The sequence below is a fragment of the Cupriavidus sp. SK-4 genome (assembly GCF_000611125.1).
GTDB classification, from domain to species: Bacteria; Pseudomonadota; Gammaproteobacteria; order Burkholderiales; family Burkholderiaceae; genus Cupriavidus; species Cupriavidus necator.
In genome coordinates, this window is sequence record NZ_JFJW01000079.1 from 22759 (window position 1) to 46634 (window position 23876).

Annotated in this window: 20 protein-coding genes and 1 pseudogene; 15 read left to right on the forward strand and 6 right to left on the reverse strand. The window is 68.3% G+C overall.

Going from position 1 to position 23876, the window contains the following annotated elements; genetic code table 11:
• Positions 1-149: 149 nt before the first annotated feature.
• From CF68_RS17105 to purU, 3 genes are all read left to right on the forward strand, one after another.
• The gene (locus CF68_RS17105; RefSeq protein WP_035820878.1) at positions 150-1001 is read left to right on the forward strand and encodes an EamA family transporter; all 852 of its coding nucleotides are present in this window, start codon (positions 150-152) and stop codon (positions 999-1001) included.
• A 97-nt stretch (positions 1002-1098) separates the two neighbouring features.
• On the forward strand, positions 1099-3594 hold the full coding sequence (locus CF68_RS17110; RefSeq protein WP_035820880.1) for an FAD-dependent oxidoreductase: 2496 nt from the start codon (positions 1099-1101) through the stop codon (positions 3592-3594).
• A gap of 26 nt (positions 3595-3620) precedes the next feature.
• On the forward strand, positions 3621-4517 hold the full coding sequence (gene purU, locus CF68_RS17115) for a formyltetrahydrofolate deformylase (RefSeq protein ID WP_035820882.1): 897 nt from the start codon (positions 3621-3623) through the stop codon (positions 4515-4517).
• 22 nt (positions 4518-4539) lie between these two features.
• Here purU and CF68_RS17120 read toward each other — a convergent pair whose 3' ends face one another.
• A complete protein-coding gene (locus CF68_RS17120) occupies positions 4540-5865 on the reverse strand; it encodes a PLP-dependent aminotransferase family protein (RefSeq protein WP_035820885.1) in 1326 nt (441 codons plus the stop codon).
• Positions 5866-5949: 84 nt separating this feature from the next.
• Here CF68_RS17120 and CF68_RS17125 point away from each other — a divergent pair, with 84 nt between their 5' ends.
• The 7 genes and pseudogenes from CF68_RS17125 (at position 5950) to CF68_RS17155 (ending at position 14253) form a co-directional block, all read left to right on the forward strand.
• Positions 5950-6579 (forward strand): LysE family translocator, encoded by a 630-nt coding sequence (locus CF68_RS17125; protein ID WP_035820887.1) that lies wholly within the window; start codon positions 5950-5952, stop codon positions 6577-6579.
• A 25-nt stretch (positions 6580-6604) separates the two neighbouring features.
• Positions 6605-6943: an antibiotic biosynthesis monooxygenase gene (locus CF68_RS17130; RefSeq protein ID WP_035820889.1), complete on the forward strand. Its 339-nt coding sequence runs from the start codon at positions 6605-6607 to the stop codon at positions 6941-6943.
• Between the two features lie 489 nt (positions 6944-7432).
• Positions 7433-10267, forward strand: a pseudogene (locus tag CF68_RS17135) (xanthine dehydrogenase family protein molybdopterin-binding subunit).
• The gene (locus tag CF68_RS17140; RefSeq protein ID WP_035820890.1) at positions 10264-10824 is read left to right on the forward strand and encodes a (2Fe-2S)-binding protein; all 561 of its coding nucleotides are present in this window, start codon (positions 10264-10266) and stop codon (positions 10822-10824) included. Before CF68_RS17135 ends, CF68_RS17140 begins: the two are co-directional and overlap by 4 nt.
• Complete coding sequence (locus CF68_RS17145; RefSeq protein WP_035820892.1) at positions 10824-12107, forward strand: cytochrome c; 1284 nt, start codon at positions 10824-10826, stop codon at positions 12105-12107. The genes CF68_RS17140 and CF68_RS17145 overlap by 1 nt, the downstream gene beginning before the upstream one ends.
• Before the next feature lie 221 nt (positions 12108-12328).
• Positions 12329-13849 carry an aldehyde dehydrogenase gene (gene adh, locus CF68_RS17150; protein ID WP_035820894.1) on the forward strand — a complete coding sequence of 507 codons (1521 nt, stop codon included), beginning with the start codon at positions 12329-12331 and terminating at the stop codon, positions 13847-13849.
• A gap of 2 nt (positions 13850-13851) precedes the next feature.
• A complete protein-coding gene (locus CF68_RS17155; RefSeq protein ID WP_051591563.1) occupies positions 13852-14253 on the forward strand; it encodes a DUF779 domain-containing protein in 402 nt (133 codons plus the stop codon).
• A gap of 199 nt (positions 14254-14452) precedes the next feature.
• Here CF68_RS17155 and CF68_RS17160 read toward each other — a convergent pair whose 3' ends face one another.
• Both CF68_RS17160 and CF68_RS17165 read right to left on the reverse strand, forming a co-directional pair.
• A complete protein-coding gene (locus tag CF68_RS17160) occupies positions 14453-16405 on the reverse strand; it encodes a sigma-54-dependent Fis family transcriptional regulator (RefSeq protein WP_035820896.1) in 1953 nt (650 codons plus the stop codon).
• Positions 16406-16575: 170 nt separating this feature from the next.
• Positions 16576-16818, reverse strand: a complete 243-nt coding sequence (locus CF68_RS17165; RefSeq protein WP_018308883.1) for a hypothetical protein — start codon at positions 16816-16818, stop codon at positions 16576-16578.
• Between the two features lie 190 nt (positions 16819-17008).
• On the opposite strand from CF68_RS17165, the gene CF68_RS17170 reads away from it, so the two are divergent.
• From CF68_RS17170 to CF68_RS17180, 3 genes are read left to right on the forward strand one after another with little or no spacing between them, the layout of a single operon-like run.
• Positions 17009-17926 (forward strand): alpha/beta hydrolase, encoded by a 918-nt coding sequence (locus CF68_RS17170; RefSeq protein ID WP_035820898.1) that lies wholly within the window; start codon positions 17009-17011, stop codon positions 17924-17926.
• Positions 17927-17956: 30 nt separating this feature from the next.
• Positions 17957-20062 carry a penicillin-binding protein 1A gene (locus CF68_RS17175; protein ID WP_035820900.1) on the forward strand — a complete coding sequence of 702 codons (2106 nt, stop codon included), beginning with the start codon at positions 17957-17959 and terminating at the stop codon, positions 20060-20062.
• A 30-nt stretch (positions 20063-20092) separates the two neighbouring features.
• A complete protein-coding gene (locus tag CF68_RS17180; protein WP_035820903.1) occupies positions 20093-21346 on the forward strand; it encodes an arsenic transporter in 1254 nt (417 codons plus the stop codon).
• A 9-nt stretch (positions 21347-21355) separates the two neighbouring features.
• Here CF68_RS17180 and CF68_RS17185 read toward each other — a convergent pair whose 3' ends face one another.
• Positions 21356-21547 carry a hypothetical protein gene (locus CF68_RS17185; protein ID WP_035820914.1) on the reverse strand — a complete coding sequence of 64 codons (192 nt, stop codon included), beginning with the start codon at positions 21545-21547 and terminating at the stop codon, positions 21356-21358.
• 292 nt (positions 21548-21839) lie between these two features.
• On the opposite strand from CF68_RS17185, the gene folE reads away from it, so the two are divergent.
• Together folE and CF68_RS17195 are read left to right on the forward strand one after the other, a co-directional pair.
• A complete protein-coding gene (gene folE / locus CF68_RS17190) occupies positions 21840-22589 on the forward strand; it encodes a GTP cyclohydrolase I (RefSeq protein WP_035820916.1) in 750 nt (249 codons plus the stop codon).
• A 48-nt stretch (positions 22590-22637) separates the two neighbouring features.
• Positions 22638-23081, forward strand: coding sequence for a BLUF domain-containing protein (locus CF68_RS17195; protein ID WP_013953572.1), 444 nt, complete (start codon positions 22638-22640; stop codon positions 23079-23081).
• A gap of 26 nt (positions 23082-23107) precedes the next feature.
• On the opposite strand, the gene CF68_RS17200 is transcribed toward CF68_RS17195, so the two are convergent.
• Positions 23108-23362 carry a hypothetical protein gene (locus tag CF68_RS17200; protein WP_035820918.1) on the reverse strand — a complete coding sequence of 85 codons (255 nt, stop codon included), beginning with the start codon at positions 23360-23362 and terminating at the stop codon, positions 23108-23110.
• Positions 23363-23543: 181 nt separating this feature from the next.
• Positions 23544-23708, reverse strand: a complete 165-nt coding sequence (locus CF68_RS36275) for a zinc ribbon domain-containing protein (RefSeq protein WP_010812787.1) — start codon at positions 23706-23708, stop codon at positions 23544-23546.
• Between the last annotated feature and the right edge of the window lie 168 nt (positions 23709-23876).

Below are 23876 nucleotides of genomic sequence, written 5' to 3' on the forward strand. Positions count from 1 at the left end.
TTGCTGTACTGCGGACCGCTGCGTCGCGACATCAAAATGCGCAAATAACGCACGCGCCCGCGCCATTGCCACCGCCTACCCTCACCCCCTGCCCCTCTCCCGCAAGCGGGAGAGGGGAGCAAACCATCGGTTCGCAAACTCAACCCTTCATGTCCCTCCCCCCAGACTTTCACGGCCTCGCCTTTGCCGCCGTGATGCTGTCCGCGCTGATGCACGCGTCGTGGAACGCCATCGTCAAGATCGGCGGCGACCGGTTGTCGTCGATGGCGCTGATCGACACCTTCTGCCTGCTGGTGGCCGTGCCCTTCCTGTTCCTGGTGCCGCTGCCCGCACCGCAGGTGTGGCCCTTCCTGCTGGCCACCGTGGCACTGGAAGTCGGCTACAAGCTGTCGCTGGTGGCCGCCTACAACCGTGGCGACTTCAGCCAGGCCTATCCGCTGATGCGCGGCTCGGCGCCGATGATGGTGGCGATCCTGCTGTTGCTGGCCGGCAGCGAACGGCTGGGGCCAGGCGGCTATGCCGGCATCGCGCTGATCTGCTGCGGGCTGGTCAGCCTGGTGCGCTGGCGCCGGCAATCGCCCGACCTGCTCGGCTTTGCGCTGCTGGCCGGGGCCTGCCTGGCGGGCGGCACCGTGATCGACGGCACCGCGGTCAAGCGCTACGGCGAGGTCTTCACCTACATCGTCTGGCTGCAGGCGATGTCGCACATCTTCATGCCGACCTACGCCTTCAGCCGGCGCGGCACCGCGCTGGTCACGCTGATGCGCACGGAATGGAAGCGCGCGTGGATCGGCGGCATCAACCGGGTGGGCTCGTATGCACTGATGCTGTGGGCGATGACCATGGCGCCTGTGACCAAGCTGGCGGCGCTGCGTGAATCGAGCGTGATCTTTGCCGCGCTGCTGGGCCACTTCCTGCTGCGCGAGCCCTTCGACCGGCGGCGGCTGATTGCGACCGCGCTGGTCCTGGCGGGGATCCTGACACTGCAACTGGCGCGCTGATCCGCCGAGTTATGTTGCATTTTGTGTTGTTTATTGGCGTTTTTTTGCATAACATGGCAGGCAACGCCAACCACTTTCCTGCCGAGGTTTTCCCGCCATGTCCCCTGTCATCCCATCCCACTCCCGCGTCGTCATCATCGGCGGCGGCATCATCGGTTGCAGCGTCGCCTATCACCTGACCAAACTCGGCTGGAAGGATGTGGTCCTGCTGGAACAGGGACAACTGTCCTGCGGCACCACCTGGCACGCGGCCGGCCTGGTCGGGCAACTGCGCTCGCAGGAGAGCATGACGAAACTGATCCGCTACTCCACGCAGCTGTACAGCGAACTGGAAGCGGAAACGGGCCTTGGCACCGGCTGGAAGCAATGCGGCTCGCTGTCGGTCGCGCGCACCGCGGAACGCATGACGCAACTGCGCCGCACCGCGGCGGTGGCGCGGGCCTATGGCGTGGAATGCGAGGTGATCTCGCCCGCCCAGGCCGGCGAACTGTGGCCGGTGATGCGCACCGACGACCTGCTTGGGGCGGTCTGGCTGCCGGGCGACGGCAAGGCCAACCCGACCGACCTGACCCAGGCGCTGGCGCGCGGCGCGCGCAGCCGCGGTGCGGTCATCGCGCAGGATACGAAGATCACCGCGATCCATACCCGCGATGGCCGCGCCACCGGCGTGAGCTGGCGCAACAAGGCCGGCGACGAAGGCCGCATCGAGGCGGAGATCGTCGTCAACTGCGCCGGCCAGTGGGCGCGCAAGGTCGGCCAGATGTGCGGCGTTACTGTGCCGCTGCACTCGGCCGAGCACTATTACATCGTCACCGAGCGCATTGCCGGCGTGCATCCTGACCTGCCGGTGATGCGCGACCCGGACGGCTTCATCTACTTCAAGGAAGAAGTGGGCGGGCTGGTGATGGGCGGCTTCGAGCCCAATGCCAAGCCGTGGGGCATGCAGGGCATTCCCGAGCCGTTCGAGTTCCAGCTGCTGCCTGATGACTGGGACCAGTTCGAGATCCTGATGGAGAACGCGCTGATCCGCGTTCCGGCACTGGAGTCGGCGCAGGTCAAGCAGTTCTACAACGGGCCCGAGTCGTTCACGCCGGACAACAACTTCATCCTCGGCGAAGCGCCCGAACTGCGCAATTTCTACGTGGGCGCGGGCTTCAACTCGATGGGGATCGCGTCTGCCGGCGGCGCCGGCATGGCGCTGGCTGAATGGATCGTCGCGGGCGAGCCGACCATGGACCTGTGGCCGGTCGATATCCGCCGCTTTGCCGGCTTCAACGGCAATGAGAGCTGGCTGCACGACCGCGTCAAGGAAACGCTGGGCCTGCACTACGCGATGCCCTGGCCCAACCGGGAACTGGGTACGGCGCGGCCGTTCCGGCGCTCGCCGCTCTATGCCCACCTGCACGCTGCCGGCGCCAATTTCGGCAGCAAGATGGGTTGGGAGCGGCCGAACTTCTTCGCGCCTGCCGGACAATCGCCCGAGATCCGCTATTCGTTCGGGCAACAGAACTGGCTGCCGTGGAGCGGCGCGGAACACCGCGCCTGCCGCGAGGCAGTGGCGTTGTTCGATATGAGTTCGTTCTCCAAGTACATCGTCAAGGGTGCCGATGCCGAGGCCGTGCTGCAATACGTGATGAGCAACGACGTGGCCGTGCCGCCGGGGCAGACCGTGTACACCGCCATGCTCAACGATCGCGGCACCTATGAATCCGACCTGACCGTGACGCGGCTGGCGCACGACCAGTACCTGCTGGTGACCGGCTCGGCGCAGACCACGCGCGACTTCAACTATATCGAGCGCCTGATTCCGGCCGACAAGCGCTGCGCGATTGTCGATGTCACCGGGCAGTACGCCGTGCTGGCGGTGATGGGCCCGCGCTCGCGCGAGCTGCTGCAGAGCGTGTCGCGCACCGATTTTTCCAATCAGGCGTTCCCGTTCGGCACCTCGAAAGAGATCGATCTCGGCTATGCCACGGTGCGGGCCACACGCCTGACCTATGTGGGCGAACTGGGCTGGGAACTGTATGTCCCGGTGGAATTCGCCGTGGGTGTCCATGACACCCTGCAAGAGGCCGGGAAACGCTTCGGACTGGTCAACGCCGGCTACTACGCCATCGAATCGCTGCGCATCGAAAAGGGCTACCGCGCCTGGAGCCGCGAACTGACCACCGATATCCATCCGTTCGAGGCCGGGCTGTCGTTTGCCTGCAAGCTGAACACGGACATCCCGTTCCGCGGGCGCGAAGCGCTGCTCAAGCTGCGCGCTGCCGGCGGTGCCGCGCAGATGCGGCGGCGCGTTGCCGTGGTCACGCTGGACGGCGTCAGCGAGGCCATGCTCTGGGGCGGCGAGGCGATCCTGCGCACCGCCCAGGACGGCACCGTGCACCCGGCCGGCTTCGTGACTTCCGCCGCGTTCGGCCACACCCTTGGCTGTCCGGTGGGCATGGGCTTGCTGGCACGCGACGATGGTCCGGCCGACGCGGCATGGATCGAGGGCGGCAAGTATCACGTGGACCTGGCCGGAGAACTGCTGCCTGCGCGCATCCATCTGCGCGCACCGTACGATCCGACCAGCGAACGGACCAAGGCCTGATGATACAACCCGATACCGGAGTGCCCATGCCAGTGGTCCAGACCGAATCCGCCAGCTACATCCTGACGCTGTCGTGCCCCGACCGTCCCGGCATTGTCCATGCCGTCTCGGCGCTGCTGGTGGAAGCCGGCGCCAATATCGTCGATTCCGCGCAGTTCGGCGATCGCGACAGCGCACGGTTTTTCATGCGCGTGCACTTCCAGCGGCCGCTGCCCGAAGGCCAGGATGCCGGCGATGCGCTCGCTGCCCTGCGCAGCACGCTGGCGCGCGTGGCGGCCGCGCATGAGATGGACTGGTCGCTCCACGACGCCGCGCGCAAGCCGCGCGTGATGCTGATGGTGTCAAAGATCGGCCACTGCCTGAACGACCTGCTGTTCCGCTACCGCACCGGCCAGCTGCCCATCGAGATTCCGGCCATCGTCTCCAACCACAAGGACTTCTACCAGCTTGCGGCGAGCTACGACATCCCGTTCCATCACCTGCCGCTGCTCAATGCCACGCCGCAAGGCAAGGCCGCGCAGGAAGCGAGACTGTGGGACCTGGTCTGCGACTACAGCATCGACCTGGTCGTCCTGGCCCGTTACATGCAGGTCTTGTCCGACGACCTGTGCCGCCGCCTGGAGGGCCGCGCCATCAATATCCATCATTCCTTCCTGCCCAGCTTCAAGGGCGCGCGCCCCTACGCGCAAGCCTATGAGCGCGGCGTCAAGCTGATCGGCGCCACAGCGCATTACGTGACCGGCGACCTCGACGAAGGCCCCATCATCGAGCAGGAAGTCGCGCGCGTTGACCATGCCATGGACGCCGCGCAGCTGACCGCCATCGGACGCGACGTGGAATGCGTGGCGCTGGCGCGCGCGGTGAAATGGCATGCGGAACATCGGGTCCTGCGCAACGGCGGCAGGACGCTGGTGTTCCGCTGACGCGGCAGCCTTTGCCGCCGCTTCAGCCGGCCACCGCCCGCCGGACCTTGCGCAACGCCTGCTCCAGCGCATCCATGGAAATCGACCCGAGCGCCAGCCGCAGCGCATGCGGCACGCTCGCGCCGACCGCGAACGGCTCGGCCGTCGTCACCAGCACCCCCTCGTGCTCCAGGGCGGCCACGACCTGGTCAGCGCGCAGGTCCTCCTCGAGTTCAAGCCACAGGTAGTACGACGACGGGTGCGCCGTGACGCGGCAGCCGCGCAGGATGCACCGCGCCAGGCTCTGCCTGCGCCGGGCGTCCTTGCGCTTGCGCTCTTCCAGGTCATCGACGATGCCCGCTTCGATCCAGAGGCAGCCTAACGCCACGGTGAGCGACGGCGTGTTCCAGGTTGACACGCGAATGGCACGTTCCAGGGCCGGCACCAGCGGCCCGGGCGCCGCGACGAATCCCATCCTCAGGCCCGAGGCCACGCTTTTCGACAAGCCCGAGACGTAGACGGTCCGCTCCGGCGCAAAGGTGAACACCGGTTTCGGCGCCGGTTCGGCAAGGAAGGCGTAGGCACCGTCTTCAATGATCAGCAGATCATGCCGTTGCGCCAGCGCCGCAAGGCGGCCGCGGTCCGCTTCGTTCATGACATAGCCCAGCGGATTGTGCATTGTCGGCATGGTGTAGACCGCCCGCACCGGACGCCGCTTGCAGAGCGCGGCAAGCCGATCCAAGTCCAGGCCCGCGGCGGTCGCCGGCAGCGGCTCCAGGTCGAGCCGGTACAACTGCGCCAGCGCCTTCATCCCCGGGTACGTCAGCGCGTCAACCGCCAGGACGTCGCCGGGATTGAGCAGTCCCATCACCGTCACCGCCAGGCCCTGCTGCGCGCCGTTGACGATCAGCACCTGGCTGCCCGGCACCCGGATGCCGCGGTTGCGCAGGTGCCGGGCGACGGCCTGCCGTTCGTGCGGGCGCCCGCCCTGCGGCGCCGAATGCAGCAGCGCGTCGAGATCGCCCGAGGCCGCGATGCTGCGCAAGCCATCGCGCAACAGTTCAACCTGCCCGGGCAGCGACGGATAGTTGAAGGTCAGGTCCACCGCGCCGGCGCGCACCGGATGCTGCTCCAGCCCCAGGCCACGCGGCAGCGAGGTATCGCGCACGAACGTGCCCCGGCCGGTCTCGCCGACCACCAGCCCGACGGCTTCCAGCTCGACGTAGACGCGTGCCGCGGTCGCCAGCGCCACGCCGTACTGCTTCATCAGCGCACGCACCGTCGGCAATTGCGTGCCCGGAGGCAGCTCGCCGCGATGAATGCGCGCGGCAATCTCGTCAACAATGGTCTTGTAGCGCGCGTGGGCCATGCTTTGTATCTAGAACAATGCTTTGCGTGTATCAGGCCAGAAGAATAGCCTGCATGCCTAGTCAATGCTAACCATTTCCTGCACATGATTGCCCTGACCACCCTGTCGATCTTCGCCGCGGCAGTGATGCTGCTGCTCCTGTCACCCGGCCCGAACATGGCCTTCGTGATGGCACATGGCATCACCTATGGCCCTCGGGGCGGCGTTGCGACGGCACTGGGGATTGCCGTGGCCGACCTGATCCTCACGGTCCTGACAGCCACCGGCATCACCGCCCTGGTGTTGGCGTGGGCGCCGGCGTTCGACCTGATCCGCTATGCCGGCGCGGCCTATCTGCTGTGGATGGCGGTCAAGGCGCTCCGGCAGCCGCTTGCGCTGAAAGAGGCAGTGGTGACGCAGGCGTCCTTGCGCTCGGTGTTTGTGCGCGCCATGCTGAACAGCCTGCTCAATCCCAAGGCGCTGCTGTTCTTCATGGTCTTCCTGCCGCAGTTCGTGGATCCCGGCAAGGGCGGCGTGGCCCAGCAGCTGCTCGTGCTCGGCCTGGTCCTGACGGTGATCGCCACCGTGTTCCATGCATTGCTCGGAGCCGCTGGCGGCACCGTGCGCCGCTTCCTGTCACGCCATCCCAAGGCGGCAACACTGCAGTCGCGCGGTCTGGCAGCCGTGCTGGTGCTGCTGGCGCTGCGGCTGGTGCTGACCTCACGCCCGGCCTGAAACCGTTTCCCACGCAGAGCCCCTGATGTATATCGCAGCCTTTATTTACCGGCCCGGCCAGGCCGATGACGAGTTCCACCGCCTCAGCGCCCTGATCGACGAGATCGCCGCCGGCATACCCGGCTTTGTCGGTGCCGAGTCCTGGCGCTCGCCAGATGGCCAGTTGTCCAACGCCAGCTACTACTGGCGCGACAAGGACTCCCTGCAAGCCTTCGCCACCCACCCGCGGCACCTGGACGCCAAGCGCCAGTACCGCAAGTGGTATGACGGCTATCACGTGGTGATATCCGAAGTGCAGCGCGCCTATGGCGACGGTTCGCTCCAGCACTTCGTGCCCGACAGCCGGCGCCAGCGGCAGGGGTAGCCGCAGTCACCATGCCCGGCCGATATTGGACGGCCGGCCGCACGCCGGGATATGAATGATTCTGGCGGCGATCTGAATTCTTTCGGTCCCTGCCGCCGCCCGCGCGGCATGGATCTGCCTGTCTCTTCGTGCAGACAACGGCTCCAGGCATGGCTTGCGGCACCGACCCGCGCCATGCCGCAATGCACAACCGCGCGGCCGCGAGTATCAACCCCCACTGATAACCGCTATTCGACGCCCCGACTTGCGGTATACCCTGACGTCAACGCACAATCGCCCGGTCAGCGCGCCAGGCCGTGCCACGACAGATAACAAGACATTGCCCCACCTCTCACCAGCCCTCTCCGGCGCCACGGCTACGCAGCCAGGCCCACGCACGCGGCATCGCCGCATGCGGCCAGGCACTGCTTCGGCCATCTTGTCACGATCCCCGTTGATCCCGCACGTCGCGCGCCGGCTGCAGTAGCAGCGCATTCCCGAGGAATCCTTATGCCCAGCTTCAACCCTTCACGGCGCACTTTTCTGAAAGCCAGCGTCGTGGCCGGGGTGTCGGTCTATATCGCACCCATCGGCGGCAAAGCCTTCGCGGCATTGTTCGAAGACAAGCTCCTGACCCCGGTCCAGTGGGACCCCAAGGCCGGCGTCCCGAAATTCCGCATCGACGGCATTGCCAAGGTCACCGGCGCCAAGGTGTTCGCGCGCGATATCCGCGCGCGCGACATGCCGCACTGGCCGCAGCAGCAATCGCACGCCTTCATCCTGCGCGCCACGCAGGCCGACCTCACCTATGAGGGCTTCGACCTCGCCGTGCTCGGCGACGACCTGAAGCCGGACCGCGTGGTCACCGCGGAAGACCTCGCTCGCGACGGCGTGGCCTTCCCCGCGTTCTACGGCGTAGACATGCTGCTGCCCGCGGGCAAGACCGCGGCCTACCTGGGCCATGCGGTGGCGATCCTGATCTACCACGACTTCGCGCGCTTCCGCTTTGCCAAGGACAAGCTCAAGTCCCGCGACGACGTGATCCGCTACGGCGCCAAAACCGGCCCGCTGGAACGCGATCCGTGGGGCACCTTCCGCTTCGTGCGCGTGGGCGGCACCACGCCGTATGACGACGACGTGTTCTCCAGCCTGAAGAACGCGCCGGTGTTCCCCAGCATGATGCGCAAGCACCAGCCGGTGTGGCCGGACGGCAAGGACCACGGCCAGCTTGGCGAACAGGGCATGTACCACGCCGACGCGATCCGCGCGCAGCTGGCCAGGCCGCCCGAGGACTGGCTGGTGCTGGAGCGCGAGTACAACTCGCAGTCGGTCGACACCGCGGCGCTGGAGCCCGACAACGCCAACTGCTGGTACGACGCCGCGGCGCAGGCGCTGCACCTGGTGGTGCCGACGCAGTCCCCGATCGAGGTCGCCGAGAGCGCGGCCGAGATGCTGGCAAAGGCCAAGGGCGCGTTCCCTGTGAAGCAGGTGTTCCTGCACCCGTGCTACACCGTGGGCTACGGCTCCAAGGACCACTACAACTTCCCGTTCTACGGCCTGGTCACGGCGCTCTATGCCGAGGGCAAGCCGGTGCGCCTGGCCAACGACCGCTACGAGCAGTTCCAGACCTCGATCAAGCGCCACGCCTTCAAGATGCGCTACCGCATCGCGGTGGACCGCAAGACCGGGCTGTTCCAGGCCTTCCAGGGCGACCTGGAGGCCAACGGCGGCGGCCGCGCCAACTTCTCGCCGTCGGTGGCGATGGTGGGCGCCACCGCCGCGCAATCAATCTACTACTTCCCGAAGAACGACCTGACCGCGGTGGCAATCGCCTCGCGCGCCATCGACGCAGGCTCCGCGCGCGGCTACGGCACGCTGCAGAGCATGGCCGCGACCGAGATGATGGTCGACGAGTTCGCCGAGCAGCTCAAGCTCGACCCGATCGAGTTCCGGCTGAAGAACGCCTTGCGCTCGGGCATGAAGAACACGCAGGGCGCCATCCCGGCCGGCGCGATCCGTGTCGATGAAGTGCTGGAAGCCGCGAAGGTCCATCCGTTGTGGACCGGCCGCGCGAAGAAGAAGGCGGAGTACGAAGCCGCCAACCCCGGCCGCCGCTACGGCGTGGGCTTTGCCTGCGTGCAGAAGGACTTCGGCACCGGTGCTGAAGCTTCGTTTGCCAAGGTCGAGATGAAGGCCGACGGCAGCATCGCGCTGCACCACTCCGGCGCCGAGATCGGCACCGGCATGTCGACCTCGCAGGCCGCCGCGGTGGCCCGCTAGCTGGGCAAGCCCGCGGCCGAGGTGCGTACCTCGGTCACCGACTGGGCCGACCTGCCGGTGGTGACCTCGGGCGATCCGTACCTGATGAGCCAGGCCGAGCAGGACCGGCTGTGCGCCAACCCGCGCTGGTCGCCGTCGTACGCGTCGCCCGCCAGCGCCACCAACTCGGCCTACTACTTCACCCACAGCACGCGCGAAGCCGCGCGCGTGATCTTCATGCACGGCCTGTGGCCGGCGGCGATGGCGATCTGGAGCCAGGGCATCGGCGGCGGCCAGGCGGCCTCGCTGGTGGTGCGCGTGGAAGACGCGCGCTGGGTCGAGGGCAAGCTCAGCGCCGGCGGCCTGCAGGCGCTGCCGCTGGAGCAGCTGGCAGCCAAGGCCCATGAGATGGGCCTGGTCACCGGCGCCACCGTGCACGTCTTCAACCGCTGGCAGTGGAGCGAGGCCGATTTCGACATCAGCGGGCACGCCGCGCGGCTGCCGGTGGATGGCCTGTCGGTGCGCTACGGCGATGGCGCGGATGGCGCGCGCAAGGCGCGCATGCGCACCAGCGGCGGCTACGACGTGCTCGACCGAAAGAAGGTCTACGTCGCGACCACCCAGCGCAACAATGCCTCGGTCACGTACTACAGCGCGGTCGGCACCTTGGTCGAGCTGTCGGTGCATGAGGCCAGCGGCAAGGTCGCGGTGCTGTCGCACCACTCCATCATGGAGTGCGGCACGCAGCTGTCGCCGCAACTGGTGTCCGGCCAGCTGCAGGGCGGCATCGCCATGGGCATCGGCCACGCGCTGCATGAATACCTGCCGCTCTACGAGGACGGCCCCGGCAACGGCACCTGGAACTTCAACCGCTACCACCTGCCGCGCGCCAGCGACGTGGCGGTGTGGACCCAGTCCGGCACGGTGCTGCCGCCCGTCTCTGAAACCGACCCGCCCAAGGGCATCGCCGAGGTGGTGATGATCCCGGTGGTGGGCGCCATCGTCAACGGCATCGCGCATGCCATCGGCCACCGCTTCACCGACCTGCCGGTCACGGCCGAAAAGATCCAGGAGGTACTGGCATGAGCATCGCCACCCAACCGCTTTCCCTGAACATCAACGGCAAGGAGGTCGGTCCGCTCGACGTGCCCGAAGGCCTGATGATGATCGACTTCCTGCATGAATACCTGGACCTGACCGGCTCGCGCCTGGGCTGCGGCCAGGGCATCTGCCATGCCTGCGTGGTGATCCACGACAAGGCCGACGGCACCAGCGAGGAAGTGCGCAGCTGCATCACCGGCGCGCACTGGTTCCAGGGCCGCAAGGTGCGCACCGTGGAAGGCCACGGCAAGCGCAACGAGAAAGGCGAGGTGGCGGAGCTGACGCCGGTACAGCAGAAGTTCCTGGACCACTTCAGCTTCCAGTGCGGCTATTGCACGCCGGGCTTCGTCAATGGCGCCACCATCCTGGTGGAACAGCTCAAGCGCAAGCCGGTGGCAAAAGACAAGGTCGACGAGGCCATCACCACCGCGCTGGACGGCCATATCTGCCGCTGCACTGGCTATGTGCGCTACTTCGAAGCCGTGAAGGACGTGATCACCAGCACACCGGGACTGGTCAAGGACAGCGGGAGCGCCAAGTGATGCAGCGCCCCGCCTTCCTGAACTTCGCCCGCGTGGCCCTTGCCGCGCTGGCCGCCGCCACGCTGGCGGCCGCTTGCGGCGGCAAAACCGAAGCCGTCGCGCCCGCCGCCGACCAGGCGCCCAAGGGCCAGCTGCCGCCCGCCGAGCAGATCGCGCGCGGCCGCTACCTGATGCGCGCGGCCGACTGCGCCGCCTGCCATACCGCGCCGCAGGGCGCGCCGTTTGCCGGCGGCGTTGAGCTGGCCTCGCCGTTCGGCAAGTTCTACGGCACCAACATCACGCCCGACAAGACCCACGGCATCGGCAACTGGAGCGCAGACGACTTCTACACCGCGCTGCATGACGGCAAGACGCCGGACAAGCACCTCTATCCGGCCATGCCGTACACCTCGTACCGCGGGCTGTCGCGCGTGGATACCGATGCCATGTATGCCTACCTGATGCAGGTAAAGCCGGCCGCCGTGCCGAACCGCCCGCACGACCTGCAGTTCCCGTACAACCTGCGCTTTGCGCTGGCGGGCTGGAACCTGCTGTTCCTGGAGGACAAGCTGCCAGATGCCTCCGCCGGCAATTCCGAGTCGTGGCAGCGCGGCCGCTACCTGTCCAATGCGCTCGGCCATTGCGCCGAGTGCCATACGCCGCGCGCCGCGTTCGGGCGGCTGGACCTGTCGCAGCCGCTGGCCGGCGCCGCGCTGGCACGCGTGGGCGCGCCGGACATCACGCCGGCCGGGCTGGCCGCGCGCGGCTGGACCGCGGCCGACCTGCAGCAGTTCTTTGCCATCGGCATCGCGCCGCAGGGCTCGGCCTTCGGCGAGATGTACCCGGTGGTGCATCTGAGCAGCCAGTACCTGAACAAGGGCGACCTGGCGGCGATGACGACCTACCTGCTGGGGGACAAGCCGCCCGCACCGCAGCCAGTCAAGCCCGTCAACGCCGATGCCGCGCAACTGGCGCCGGGCCGCCGCCACTATGTGGCGGTCTGCGCCGGCTGCCACGGCCGCGAGGGCGAAGGCAAGCCGCACGTGGCGGTATCGATGGCCGGCAACTCGACCGTGCGCAACGCCGACGCGCGCAACCTGATCGTGTCGATGCTCGACGGCATCGAGGCGCAGCGCTTCCCCGGCCTGGAGGCCATGCAGGACATGCCGGGCTTTGCCGCGCGCATGAGCGACGAAGAGCTGGCGCAGCTGGCCAACTACCTGCGCGCCACCTGGGGCGGCCAGCCGGCCGACGTGACGCCTACCGCGGTCAAGGCGCTGCGCGCCGCAGGCCCCGGGCACTGAAGCCCTGCCCCGGGTGTTCCATTCTGGAACACCCGATGTCACGCGCTGGCACAGCCGTGCCGGCGCGTGACATATCCCACCCGTGCCACGCGCACTCGCCCCCCGCTTTTCCCCGTTCTTTCGTTCGATTCACGCCCCGGCACAGCTCTTGCGATCAGCCTGCCGTGCGCACGGCCGGAATGCCGTGACGACACCACAGAAATCACTGAACGGAGCGAGACATGAACATGGCGGAAATCGCCCAGCTGGGCGTCAGCAACCCCTACAAGCAGCAGTACGAGAACTATATCGGCGGCGCCTGGGTGCCGCCCGCCGGCGGCGAGTACTTCGAATCGATCACGCCGATCACCGGCAAGCCGTTCACGCGCGTGCCGCGCTCCGGCCAGCAGGACGTCGACGCCGCGCTGGACGCCGCGCACGCCGCCAAGGCCGCGTGGGCTCACACCTCCACCACCGAGCGCGCCAATATCCTGAACCGCATCGCCGACCGCATCGAGGCCAACCTGAAGCTGCTGGCCGTGGCCGAGAGCATCGACAACGGCAAGCCGGTGCGCGAAACCACCGCCGCCGACCTGCCGCTGGCGGTCGACCACTTCCGCTACTTTGCCGGCTGCATCCGTGCGCAGGAAGGCGGCATCTCCGAGATCGACGCCGACACCATTGCCTACCATTTCCATGAGCCGCTGGGCGTGGTCGGCCAGATCATCCCGTGGAACTTCCCGCTGCTGATGGCCACCTGGAAGCTGGCCCCGGCGCTGGCCGCCGGCAACTGCGTGGTGCTCAAGCCCGCGGAACAGACGCCGGCCTCGATCCTGGTGCTGATGGAAGTGATCGGCGACCTGCTGCCGCCGGGCGTGCTCAACGTCATCAACGGCTTCGGGCTGGAAGCCGGCAAGCCGCTGGCATCGAGCCCGCGCATCAGCAAGGTGGCCTTCACCGGCGAGACCACCACTGGTCGGCTGATCATGCAGTACGCGTCGCAGAACCTGATCCCGGTGACGCTGGAGCTGGGCGGCAAGTCGCCCAACATCTTCTTCGAGGACGTGCTGGCCGCCGACGACGCCTTCTTCGACAAGGCGCTGGAAGGCTTTGCCATGTTCGCGCTGAACCAGGGCGAGGTCTGCACCTGCCCGTCGCGCGCGCTGATCCAGGAATCGATCTACGACCGCTTCATGGAGCGCGCGCTCAAGCGCGTGGCTGCGATCCGCCAGGGTCATCCGCTCGACACCGGCACCATGATCGGCGCGCAGGCGTCCGCCGAACAGCTGGAGAAGATCCTGTCGTACATCGACCTGGGCCGCAAGGAAGGCGCACAGTGCCTCACCGGCGGCGAGCGCAACGTGCTGGACGGCGACCTGGCGGGCGGCTACTACGTCAAGCCGACCGTATTCGCCGGCCACAACAAGATGCGCATCTTCCAGGAGGAGATCTTCGGGCCGGTGGTATCGGTGACCACCTTCAAGGATGAGGAAGAGGCGCTGGCCATCGCCAACGACACGCTCTACGGGCTGGGTGCGGGTGTCTGGACACGCGACGGCGCGCGCGCATTCCGCATGGGCCGCGGCATCCAGGCGGGGCGCGTGTGGACCAACTGCTACCACGCCTACCCCGCGCATGCGGCATTCGGGGGCTACAAGCAGTCCGGCATCGGCCGCGAGAACCATCGCATGATGCTCGACCACTACCAGCAGACCAAGAACCTGCTGGTGAGCTACAGTCCCAACGCGCTCGGGTTCTTCTGACCATGGCGGGCACGACGTCCGCTCCCGCCACCGCGCCGGTCGCACGCGTGGTGGCAACCCCGGCCGCGCTCGCGCTGATCGCGGAGCTGGCCGCGCGGCATGGCCCGCTGATGTTCCACCAGTCCGGCGGCTGCTGCGACGGCAGCGCGCCGATGTGCTACCCCGCCGGCGAACTGCTGGTGGGTGCGGCCGATGTCTGCCTGGGCGAGATCGGCGGCGCGCAGTTCTACATGACGCGGGCGCAGTTCGAGTACTGGCAGCACACGCGGCTGGTGATCGATGTGGTGCCGGGGGCGGGCGGGATGTTCTCGCTGGAGGGACGGACGGGGAAGCGGTTCCTGACCCGGTCGGAGTTGTTCAGCGATGAGGAGGCTGCGTGGCTGGCGGCGCAGCCGGGGTTGTGAGGGTGTGCTTGGATGATTGCCTGCCGCTTGCCGCTTGCCGACTGTTTGCTCCCTCTCCCGCTTGCGGGAGAGGGCTGGGGTGAGGGCCGGAGTCTCAACGAAGTCAGGCATGTCGGTATGCCACCGCCTCCCCTCGCCCCCCCCCCCGGCCGGGGGGAGGGGGGGGAGAGGGGAGCAAACAAGCGGGATCGGAAGTCCTTCAGCGCTCCGCTTCCTCGTTGCCCTCCAACCCCTCCCTCAACCTCCGATAGATCGTATTGCGCGACACCCCCAGCTCACGCGCCGCGTGGCTGACATTGCCGCCGTGCCTGGCAAGCGCCTGCCGGATCAGGCCTGCTTCCCAGTCGCGCATGCGGCTGGCCTTTGATGGCACCGGCACCTGCACGGCAACCGCCGCGTCACAGCGCTCCACCTCATCGCCACACTCCTGCTCAAACCCTTCCGGCAGGTGTTCCACCCCGATCTCCGCCTCCCCTTCCGCCAGGATCGCCGCGGTGCGCAGCACGTTGGCAAGCTGCCGGATATTGCCCGGCCACGGGTGCCGGCGCAGCAGCGCCAGCACCTGCGCATCGACATGCACCGGGGACGGCAAGCCGGCTTCTTCCCCCTGCCGCTGCAGGATGCGGTCGACCAGCAGCGGCAGGTCGCTGCGCTCGCACAGCGGCGGCAGGGTCACGGCCAGCGCATTGATGCGGTAGTACAGGTCTTCGCGGAAGGCGCCATCGGCAATCATCGCGCGCAGGTCACGGTGGGTGGCGCAGACCACGCGCACATCGACCGGCAGCGCGCGGGCGCTGCCCAGCGGGGTGACCGCGCGCTCCTGCAGCACGCGCATCAGCCGCACCTGCTGTGCCAGCGGCATGTCGCCGATCTCGTCCAGGAACAGCGTGCCGCCGTGCGCCTGCACGACCTTGCCCTCGCTGCCGCGGCGGCGCGCACCGGTGAAGGCGCCTTCTTCGTAGCCGAACAGTTCGGCCTCGATCAGCGATTCGGGGATGGCCGCGCAGTTGACCGCGACGAAAGGCCCGCCGGCGCGCGGCGAGGCCGCGTGGATGGCGCGCGCCAGCCACTCCTTGCCGGTGCCGGTGCGGCCCTGGACCAGGATGGTGATATCGCGCCCGCTGACCTTGCGCACGCGGCGCAGCACCGCGGCCACGGCAGCGTCGCCGGTATCGAGCGCGGCCAGTGCCGGCGGCAGCGGATCTTCAGCGCTGGGCTGGCGCACCGCGATGGGAGCGGCCAGGTATTCGATGCGGGCAAACACCTGCACCCGGCTGGGCAGCGTCAGCGTCTGCAGCGATCCCGCCGCGCCGCTGCGCGCCTGCATCGCCACGCGCACCGGCTGGCCGAACAGCCCGGCAAAGCCGGCTGCTGCCAGCGCATGCGGGGCCAGCCCCAGCTGGAACAGACCGCTGCGGTTGGCAGCCAGGAAGATGCCGTCGGGCGAGAACGCTGCCATGCCCTCGAACAGCGTGCCGACGAACTCGGGCCGCGCATGGAAGCGCACCAGCAGCGCGCCCGGGAAGTGGTTGGCAAACAAGTGGTTCTCGATCATCTGCGCCGACATCCGCACCAGCGCCATGGTGTGCCGGTGGAAGCCGCGATGATCGCCGCTGACGTCGAGCGCGCCCAGGATGGCACCGGTCGGGCTGGCGATCGGCGCGCATGAGCAGGTCAGCTGGTGGTTGGACTCGAGAAAATGCTCGCTGGCGTGGATCAGGGTGGGCCGGGCCTCGGCCAGTGCGGTGCCGATGGCGTTGGTACCCTTGCTCGGCTCCGACCACGACACCCCCGGTGCCAGCGCCACGCGCCGCGCCCGCGCGACGAAGTCGCCGTCGCCCAGGCTGTGCAGGATCACGCCGCTGCTGTCGGTCAGCAGCACCATGCTGTCGGTATTGGCGATCTGCGCGTGCAGGGTCTCCATCACCGGCAAGGCATGGCGGTACAGGTCGCGGCTGGCGTCCACCAGCTCATCCAGCGCGCGCGGGCTGACGGCATCGAAGCCGGGCGCATGGCGCGCATCCAGCCCGAATCCGGCCGAACGCGCATGCGCGCGGGCGATCAGGCCAGCGCGGTCGGCATCGGCCGGGTCGACATGGGCAGCCTGGCGGGCAACATCGGAAAGCGCAGCGGGATGGGCGGCACGGTGCATGGCGGCGGGTCTCCTGTATCAGCAGGCGGCGCGCGTCGCGGCCGCTGCCCTGCCGTCCCGTGGCGCATGCCGTGCAGCTCAGGTGCGGCGGCAGGCCGGGCGGCTGTAGTCCGGCAACCTTATCACAGGCTCCCGGCCATGTATTGCCCCCGCGCCATGCCGGGCCGGGGTCAGCGTTTTTCGTCGAGCAAGTCGTTCAGGATCTCGTCGAAGGTGGCCTGGGCATCTTCCAGCGCCTGCAGCGCCGCATCGAACGTCTGCAGCGCAAGCTTGGATGGCTTGCCGCTGCCCTGCGGGGGATAGTGGGTCTGCAAGGCGGTGAAGGCCACCTGCACCTGCCGCGTCGCCGCGACCACGCGTTCCATCGCCTGCGCCTCTTCGGCGCGGTATTGCTCGTGTTTCTGCTCGCTCATGCCTGTTTGCTCCGTATGCGCGCCGTCTCGGGAGGGGGTGCGCGCGCGTGAATGAGGTATATCGTACAAGAACTGCGCTGGCCGGCTTGCGCTGCGCGCTCGCGCCTGACAAAAATGAGGTAGGCTGCGCGGCTGGGCGGCAAGGCCGGCGCTGGTGCGCCTCGCCTGGCAGCGACACTGAAGACTAGCCATGCCATTGATCACCCGCCGTACGCTGGCAGCCGCGCTGATGACTGCCAGCGGCTTCGCCTGCTACTGGACCTACCTGACGCTCAACCAGGAGCGGCTGCTGTTCGATGCGCGCCGGCGCCCGCCGCGCGACCTGCCCGACGGCATCATTGGCTACTCGCACCTGATCCCCGGCGGCGTGGTGCGCGGCTACATCTACCATAGCCCCGGCGACAACGTGCGCGACCTGCTGTTCTACCTGCCCGGGCGTGGCGAGGATGTGCTCGAAACGCTGCAGTACGCGCGCTGGCTGCCCGCCGGCATGGCCTTCGCCACCTACGACTACCGCGGCCTGGGACACTCCGACGGCCTCCCGTCCGAGGGCGCCGCAGTGGCCGACGCCAGCCAGTTCCTGCTGCATGCGCGGCGTGTCTTCCCCGACACCCGCGTGCATGTGGTGGGGCGCAGCCTGGGCACCGGCGTCGCGATCCAGCTGGCGGACCTGCAGGACTTCGAGAGCCTGCAGCTGATCACGCCCTATGACTCGCTGCTTGAACTGGTGCGCAAGCGCTTCCCGCTGGTGCCGCTGCGCCAGCTGATGCGCCACCATTTCGATTCGATCTCGCACTGCAAGAAGGTCGTGCAGAGCACCAAGGTGCTGCTGGCCGAGACCGATGAAGTCGTGCCCCATGAATGCTCGGAACGGCTCATGGCCGCCTGGCCCGGTCCGGTGGCACTGCAGACCGTGCCAGCCACGAATCACTTCACCATTATCGAACGCGAGGAAACCTGGCTGGCGCTGTGCGAATTTGCCCGGCATCACGGCCAGGCCAGGCTGCGCGTGGCTACGGCCCAGCCCGCCCCGCCAGCCGCCACCGGCACGCCGCCCATCGACCATGACGAGCTCGGCAACCCGTTGCCGCTGGCGGCCAGCCGCTAAGGTCCGTCAGGCAGCGGGTAAAATGCGCGCATGAAAAAAATCGCAGTCAAGGCAGGCGGCGCCGTACTGGCGCTGGCTGCAGCCGGTGCCTTGCTTGCCGGCTTTGCCGCGGTGGTAAGCCTGCGGCAGCTTCCCCCAGTCGACGCCCTGCGCGACTACCGGCCCGACGTGCCCCTGCGGATCTACACCAGCGACAACGTGCAGATCGGCGAGTTCGGCAGCGAGCACCGCGAGTTCATCCCCTTCGAGCAGATTCCCACGCGCATGGTCAAGGCGCTGCTGGCGGCCGAGGACGACCAGTTCTACGAGCACGAGGGTGTCGACATCCCCGGCGTGCTGCGCGCCGCGCTGGCCAACCTGGGCCAGGGCTATGCGCAGGGCGCCTCCACCATCACCATGCAGGTGGCGCGCAATTTCTACCTGTCGCGCGAGAAGACACTGGCGCGCAAGTGGTATGAAATGCTGCTGGCCTGGCGCATCGACCAGGCCCTGCCCAAGGACCGCATCCTTGAGCTGTACATGAACCAGGTCTACCTGGGCGAGCATGCTTATGGCTTCGGCAGCGCCGCGCATGCGTACTTCGGCAAGCCGCTGGCGTCGTTGTCGCTGGCCGAGACGGCGATGCTGGCGGGGCTGCCCAAGGCCCCCTCGTCCATCAACCCGGTGGTCAACTTCCCGCGCGCCAAGCGGCGACAGGAATATGTGCTGGGCCGCATGCTGGCGCTGGGCATGATCAGCCAGGACGACTACCGCGAGGCCCGCGCCGCGCGCCTGGCGGTCTCCGACGACAGCCCCGGCAGCTTTGCCGGGCATGCCGAGTACGTGGCGGAACTCGCACGCCAGCTGGCGCGCGAGCGCTTTGGCGACGAGGCCTACACGCGCGGCCTGAACGTCTACACCACGGTGTCGTCGGTGCGCCAGACGCTGGCTTACGATGCGGTGCACGGCGGGCTGGAAGGCTACGCGCGGCGCCACCACAAGTTCGTCAAGGACCTGTCGCAGGGCCCGCAGGGCGCGCTGGTATCGCTGGACAGCGCCACCGGCGCGATCGAGGCGATGGTGGGTGGCGCCGACTTTGCCACCAGCCGCTTCAACCACGCCACCCAGGCGCAGCGCCAGCCGGGCTCGACCTTCAAGCCCTTCGTCTATGCGGCGGCACTGGAGCGCGGCGTGTCGCCCGGCACGCTGATCAACGACGCGCCACTGCCCAATGGTTCGCGCTGGCAGCCGTCCAATGACGACGGGCGCTTTGTCGGCCCCATCACCGTGCGCCAGGCGCTCGCCGAATCGCGCAACCTGCCGGCGATCCGCACGCTGCAGGCGATCGGCATCCCGTACGCGGTGGAGTTCGCCAGCCGCTTCGGCTTCGCGCCCAGACGGCTGCCGCGCTACCTGCCGCTGGCACTGGGCACCGGCACCACTTCGCCGCTGCGCCTGGCCGCGGCCTATGGCGTCTTTGCCAACGGCGGCCACCGCATCGAGCCCTACCTGATCGCGCGCATCACCGACAGCGAAGGCAAGGTGCTGTTCTCTGCCGAGCCGGACGACGCCGCGGACAGGCCGGCCCCGCGGCGCGTGATCAGCGCCCGCAACGCCTTCGTCATGGACAGCCTGCTGCGCAGCGTGGTCGACGACGGCACCGGCGCCGGCGTGCGCCGCTACCTGCGCCGCGACGACGTGGCCGGCAAGACCGGCACCACCAACGATTCGGTCGACGGCTGGTTCGCGGGCTACGCCGGCGGCGTCGTCACCGTGGCGTGGATGGGCTACGACGACAACCGCAGCCTGGGCGAGCATGAATTCGGCGCCACCACCGCGCTGCCGGTGTGGGCCGCCTATATGGAGGGCCGCCTTGCGGGCGTGCCCGTGCCTGAAGCCGAAGCGCCCGCCGGCGTGGTCCGCGTGGGCGACGACTGGATGTATGCCGAGTATGCCGATAGCAGCCACGGCATCGCTGCCATCGGCTTCCCGCCACCGGCACCCGTGGCGGCGCCGGCGGTCGATCCGGTCGCCAGCAACCTCGGCGGGACCGCAGCCCCGGCTGCCCCCGCGCCGACACCTGTCACCAGCGAGGCAACTGGCCTGCCGGCGCCCGGCGCTGCCACGCCGGCCATCCCCGCGGACGCCAACCTGTAGACTTCCGGCTTTCCACTGTCCCCGATTCCGATGTCCAGCCACACCCCGCTGCTGATCTGGTCGGTCGCCGCGCTGACCACGGCCGGCGTCCTGTTCCGCCCGTTCCGCCTGCCCGAAGCGTTCTGGGCCGCCGCCGGTGCCCTGCTGCTGTGCGTCACCGGCCTGATGACGCTGCCCGACGCGCTGGCGGCGGTGCTGCGCGGATACGACGTGTACCTGTTTCTGGCCGGCATGATGCTGATCTCCGAGCTGGCCCGCAAGACCGGGCTGTTCGACCACGTCGCCGCGCTCGCCGTGCGCCGGGCGCGCGGCTCGGCGCCGCGGCTGTTTCTGCTGGTGTACGGCTTCGGCACGCTGGTGACGGCATTCATGTCCAACGACGCCACCGCCGTGGTGCTGACGCCCGCGGTGCTGGCCGCCACGCGCGCCGCGCGGGTCCGGCATCCGCTGCCCTACCTGTACGCGTGCGCCTTCATCGCCAATGCCGCCAGCTTCGTGCTGCCGATCTCCAACCCGGCCAACCTGGTCATCTTCGGCGCACGCATGCCGCCGCTGGCGGGCTGGCTGGCGAGCTTCGCGCTGCCGTCGCTGGCCGCGGTGCTGGCCACCCTGGCGGCGCTGTGGTGGACGCAGCGCGCGGCGCTGGCCGAGCCCATCGAACATGACGTGCCGGTGCCCCCGCTGTCGCCGCAGGCCCGGCTGACCGCGCTGGGTATCGTGCTGACCGGCCTGATCCTGCTGGTGGCCTCGCTGCGCGGCAACGACCTGGGCTGGCCGACCTGCGCGGCGGGCGTGGCCACGCTGCTGCTGGTCTGCGCCACCCGGCGCGAGCTGCTGGTGCCGGCGCTGCGCGAGGTGTCATGGGGGGTGCTGCCGATGGTGGCGGGGCTGTTCGTGCTGGTGGCGGCACTGGAGCAGACCGTGGTGATCCGCCAACTGGCCGATGCCGTCGCAGCGGCGTCGCGCGACGGCGGCGCGCTGGCCCTGCTGGGCGTGGGCGCGGTGGTGGCGCTGGCGGGCAATATCGCCAACAACCTGCCGGCCGGCCTGATCGCCGCCTCGGCGCTGGCGGGCGGGCATGCCACGCATGCCGTGACCGGTGCGGTGCTGATCGGCATTGACCTTGGCCCCAACCTGTCCGTCACCGGCTCCCTGGCCACGCTGCTGTGGCTCACGGCGCTGCGGCGCGAAGGGCATATGGTCAGCGCCGGCCAGTTCCTGCGCGTGGGGGCCGTGGTGATGCCGGCAGCGATGCTGCCGGCATTGGCGCTTTTGCTTCTTTAAACAGCTGGCTCAGCTGGTGGCGGCGTCGTTGGCCGCGGGGGTGTTGGCGGCCTGCAGCAGTGGCCGGCGCGGGCCGGTCGCGCCATGGCGCACGGCACTGGCGTGGTGTTCTGCCACGCCTGTCTCCACCGGCGTGGCAGGCAACGGCACTGTGACCACATGGAGCAGCATCAGGCTGCTGCACGGAAAGGCAATCGGCATGATTACGTTATTCCCGACAAAGAGTCAGGCCGCGCGCGGCAGCGGCCGGGTGCCGGCAGCTTTATGGCGGGCTGCCTAGCGTTGTGCAGACATTATGTGTGCTTGTCGGCGTTGTGCGGCGCGGGCTTGAGCGATGTCATGAACTATTCACGGAACAGCGTCGGCTTGTGGCGTAATCGGCCCACCGCGCCGCATCCCGCCATGCCCCACGCGGGTTGTGAGGCCACGGCATCTGCCATATAGTGAATCCGGCACACCCGTTGCGCAGTCATCCATCCCACCACGCATAACCATGACCAGCAAGGACGCGGCGCACCGCGCGAAGGACAGCAACGCCGGCGAAGATGCCGGCCACCCCCACGGCCACAGCGTCTCGGCCCGCATCCGATCACGGCTGGAGGCCGCGCAGGAGCGCTTCCACGCCAACGACAATATTGCGCACTACATCGAGCCGGGCGAGATGGAGCAGCTGCAGGCCGAAGTGCAGGCGCGCCTGGAAGACGTGCTGCGCGCGCTGGTGATCGACGTCGACAACGACCACAACACCCAGGAAACCGCGCGCCGCGTCGCCAAGATGTACCTGAAGGAGATCTTCGCCGGCCGCTACGCCAAGGCCCCGCCGGTGACCGAGTTTCCCAACGTCGGCCAGCTCAACGAACTGATGATCGTCGGTCCGCTGCGCGTGCGCAGTGCCTGCTCGCATCACCTGTGCCCGATCATCGGCAAGCTGTGGGTAGGGGTGATGCCGAACCAGCATTCCAACCTGATCGGCCTGTCCAAGTACGCGCGGCTGGCCGAATGGATCATGTGCCGGCCGCAGATCCAGGAAGAGGCGGTGGCACAGGTCGCCGACCTGCTGCAGGAAAAGATGAATCCCGACGGCCTCGCCATCGTGATGGAGGCCGAGCACTTCTGCATGCACTGGCGCGGCGTGCGCGACACCGATGCCAAGATGACCAACAGCGTGATGCGCGGCTCGTTCCTGAAGGACGACAGCCTGCGCCGCGAGTTCCTCACGCTGCTGAACCACAACCGCGGCTAGGCCGCTGGCCCCGCCACCCACCAGCCGCCACAACCGAGCGCCACGACCATGCTAGTCCGCCTGCTCTATGCCAGCCGTGCCCGCCAGGCCATCGACGCCGCCCTGCTCGACGCCATCCTGGCCGCCAGCCTGGAACGCAATCCGCGCCACGGCATCACCGGGGTGCTGTGCCACGGCAACGGCATCTTCCTGCAGGCGCTGGAAGGCGACCGCCAGGACGTGTCACAACTGTTCCAGGCGATCGCACGCGACCCGCGCCACCACGACGTGACCCTGCTGCATTTCGAGGAAACCTGCACGCGCGACTTTGCCGGCTGGGCGATGGGCCAGGTCAATGCGGCGCGCATCAACACCGCCACCCTGCTCAAGTTCTCGGCGCGGGCCGAACTGGATCCGTACCGCACCTGCGGTGCGGCGTCGCTGGCATTGCTCAAGGAGCTGATCGCCGGCGCGTCAGTGGTGTCGCGCACCGGCGAACGCGGACGGCACTGAGCCGCGCCGCCAGGCCTCCGGGGGCGCTAGGCCGTCACCTGGCCGAACAGGCCGCACTCCAGGTCGCTCTCGAATTCCTCGACCCAGACCGAACCGGGGCCTGCCTCATAGACACTGGTCTTGTCCGTGCCGACCCGGCGCACGCTGATGCGCCGCACCCCGGCCTCGCGGCTTTCCTCGAAAATCTCGAACATCTCGGCCGCCAGCCCGACATGCCTGCATACCTGCAGGACCTGTTGCTGCTCGTCGGCGGGAAATTCGGTGAACGGTCTCGTTGCCATGGCATCCTCCGTCAAGGTTGAGATCGCCGCTTGCGCGCAGCGCTAACGCACGTGGTGCACGGGCACCACGCCTGGAAAAGACATGCCGCTGCCGTCGGCCGGCGGCACACTTGCGCGGCCGCCGCACAACTGCGGCGGGCCGCAAACCCTCCTGGGAGGTAGTTGTTCGGACTCAGCGGACTCAGCTCTTGCGCTGGGTCACTGCCACGAACGGGGCCGGTGCGTGCTGGACGGACTGGCTGCCGCAGTTCGGGCAGTTTGGATGGGCAGAGGCATGTTCCGCGAGATGCTCGGTTTTCTCGAACATATGGCCGCACTTCTCGCAGCGGTATTGGTAGACGGGCATGGCGTTCCCCAACGCGGTGCACGCGCCGCGGGGCGCGTGTCAGCTTCATTCTAGGACAGCGGTCCGCGCCCCGAAGCGTGAAAGTTCGCCCCGCCGGAGCCGGCGCGCTGCGCGCACGCGGCGATGTCACCGCGAATTCACTTTCTCTCGCCGCGCTCCTGCCTGCCG

Coding starts and splice junctions, on each gene's coding strand:
- CF68_RS17200 (WP_035820918.1), bottom strand. CDS start 23,362: ATGGCAACGAGACCGTTCACCGAATTTCCCGCCGACGAGCAGCAACAG.
- CF68_RS17160 (WP_035820896.1), bottom strand. CDS start 16,405: ATGCACCGTGCCGCCCATCCCGCTGCGCTTTCCGATGTTGCCCGCCAG.
- CF68_RS17125 (WP_035820887.1), top strand. CDS start 5,950: ATGATTGCCCTGACCACCCTGTCGATCTTCGCCGCGGCAGTGATGCTG.
- CF68_RS17110 (WP_035820880.1), top strand. CDS start 1,099: ATGTCCCCTGTCATCCCATCCCACTCCCGCGTCGTCATCATCGGCGGC.
- CF68_RS17155 (WP_051591563.1), top strand. CDS start 13,852: ATGGCGGGCACGACGTCCGCTCCCGCCACCGCGCCGGTCGCACGCGTG.
- CF68_RS17105 (WP_035820878.1), top strand. CDS start 150: ATGTCCCTCCCCCCAGACTTTCACGGCCTCGCCTTTGCCGCCGTGATG.
- CF68_RS17195 (WP_013953572.1), top strand. CDS start 22,638: ATGCTAGTCCGCCTGCTCTATGCCAGCCGTGCCCGCCAGGCCATCGAC.
- CF68_RS36275 (WP_010812787.1), bottom strand. CDS start 23,708: ATGCCCGTCTACCAATACCGCTGCGAGAAGTGCGGCCATATGTTCGAG.
- CF68_RS17130 (WP_035820889.1), top strand. CDS start 6,605: ATGTATATCGCAGCCTTTATTTACCGGCCCGGCCAGGCCGATGACGAG.
- purU (WP_035820882.1), top strand. CDS start 3,621: ATGCCAGTGGTCCAGACCGAATCCGCCAGCTACATCCTGACGCTGTCG.
- CF68_RS17145 (WP_035820892.1), top strand. CDS start 10,824: ATGCAGCGCCCCGCCTTCCTGAACTTCGCCCGCGTGGCCCTTGCCGCG.
- adh (WP_035820894.1), top strand. CDS start 12,329: ATGAACATGGCGGAAATCGCCCAGCTGGGCGTCAGCAACCCCTACAAG.
- folE (WP_035820916.1), top strand. CDS start 21,840: ATGACCAGCAAGGACGCGGCGCACCGCGCGAAGGACAGCAACGCCGGC.
- CF68_RS17120 (WP_035820885.1), bottom strand. CDS start 5,865: ATGGCCCACGCGCGCTACAAGACCATTGTTGACGAGATTGCCGCGCGC.
- CF68_RS17165 (WP_018308883.1), bottom strand. CDS start 16,818: ATGAGCGAGCAGAAACACGAGCAATACCGCGCCGAAGAGGCGCAGGCG.
- CF68_RS17185 (WP_035820914.1), bottom strand. CDS start 21,547: ATGCCGATTGCCTTTCCGTGCAGCAGCCTGATGCTGCTCCATGTGGTC.
- CF68_RS17170 (WP_035820898.1), top strand. CDS start 17,009: ATGCCATTGATCACCCGCCGTACGCTGGCAGCCGCGCTGATGACTGCC.
- CF68_RS17175 (WP_035820900.1), top strand. CDS start 17,957: ATGAAAAAAATCGCAGTCAAGGCAGGCGGCGCCGTACTGGCGCTGGCT.
- CF68_RS17140 (WP_035820890.1), top strand. CDS start 10,264: ATGAGCATCGCCACCCAACCGCTTTCCCTGAACATCAACGGCAAGGAG.
- CF68_RS17180 (WP_035820903.1), top strand. CDS start 20,093: ATGTCCAGCCACACCCCGCTGCTGATCTGGTCGGTCGCCGCGCTGACC.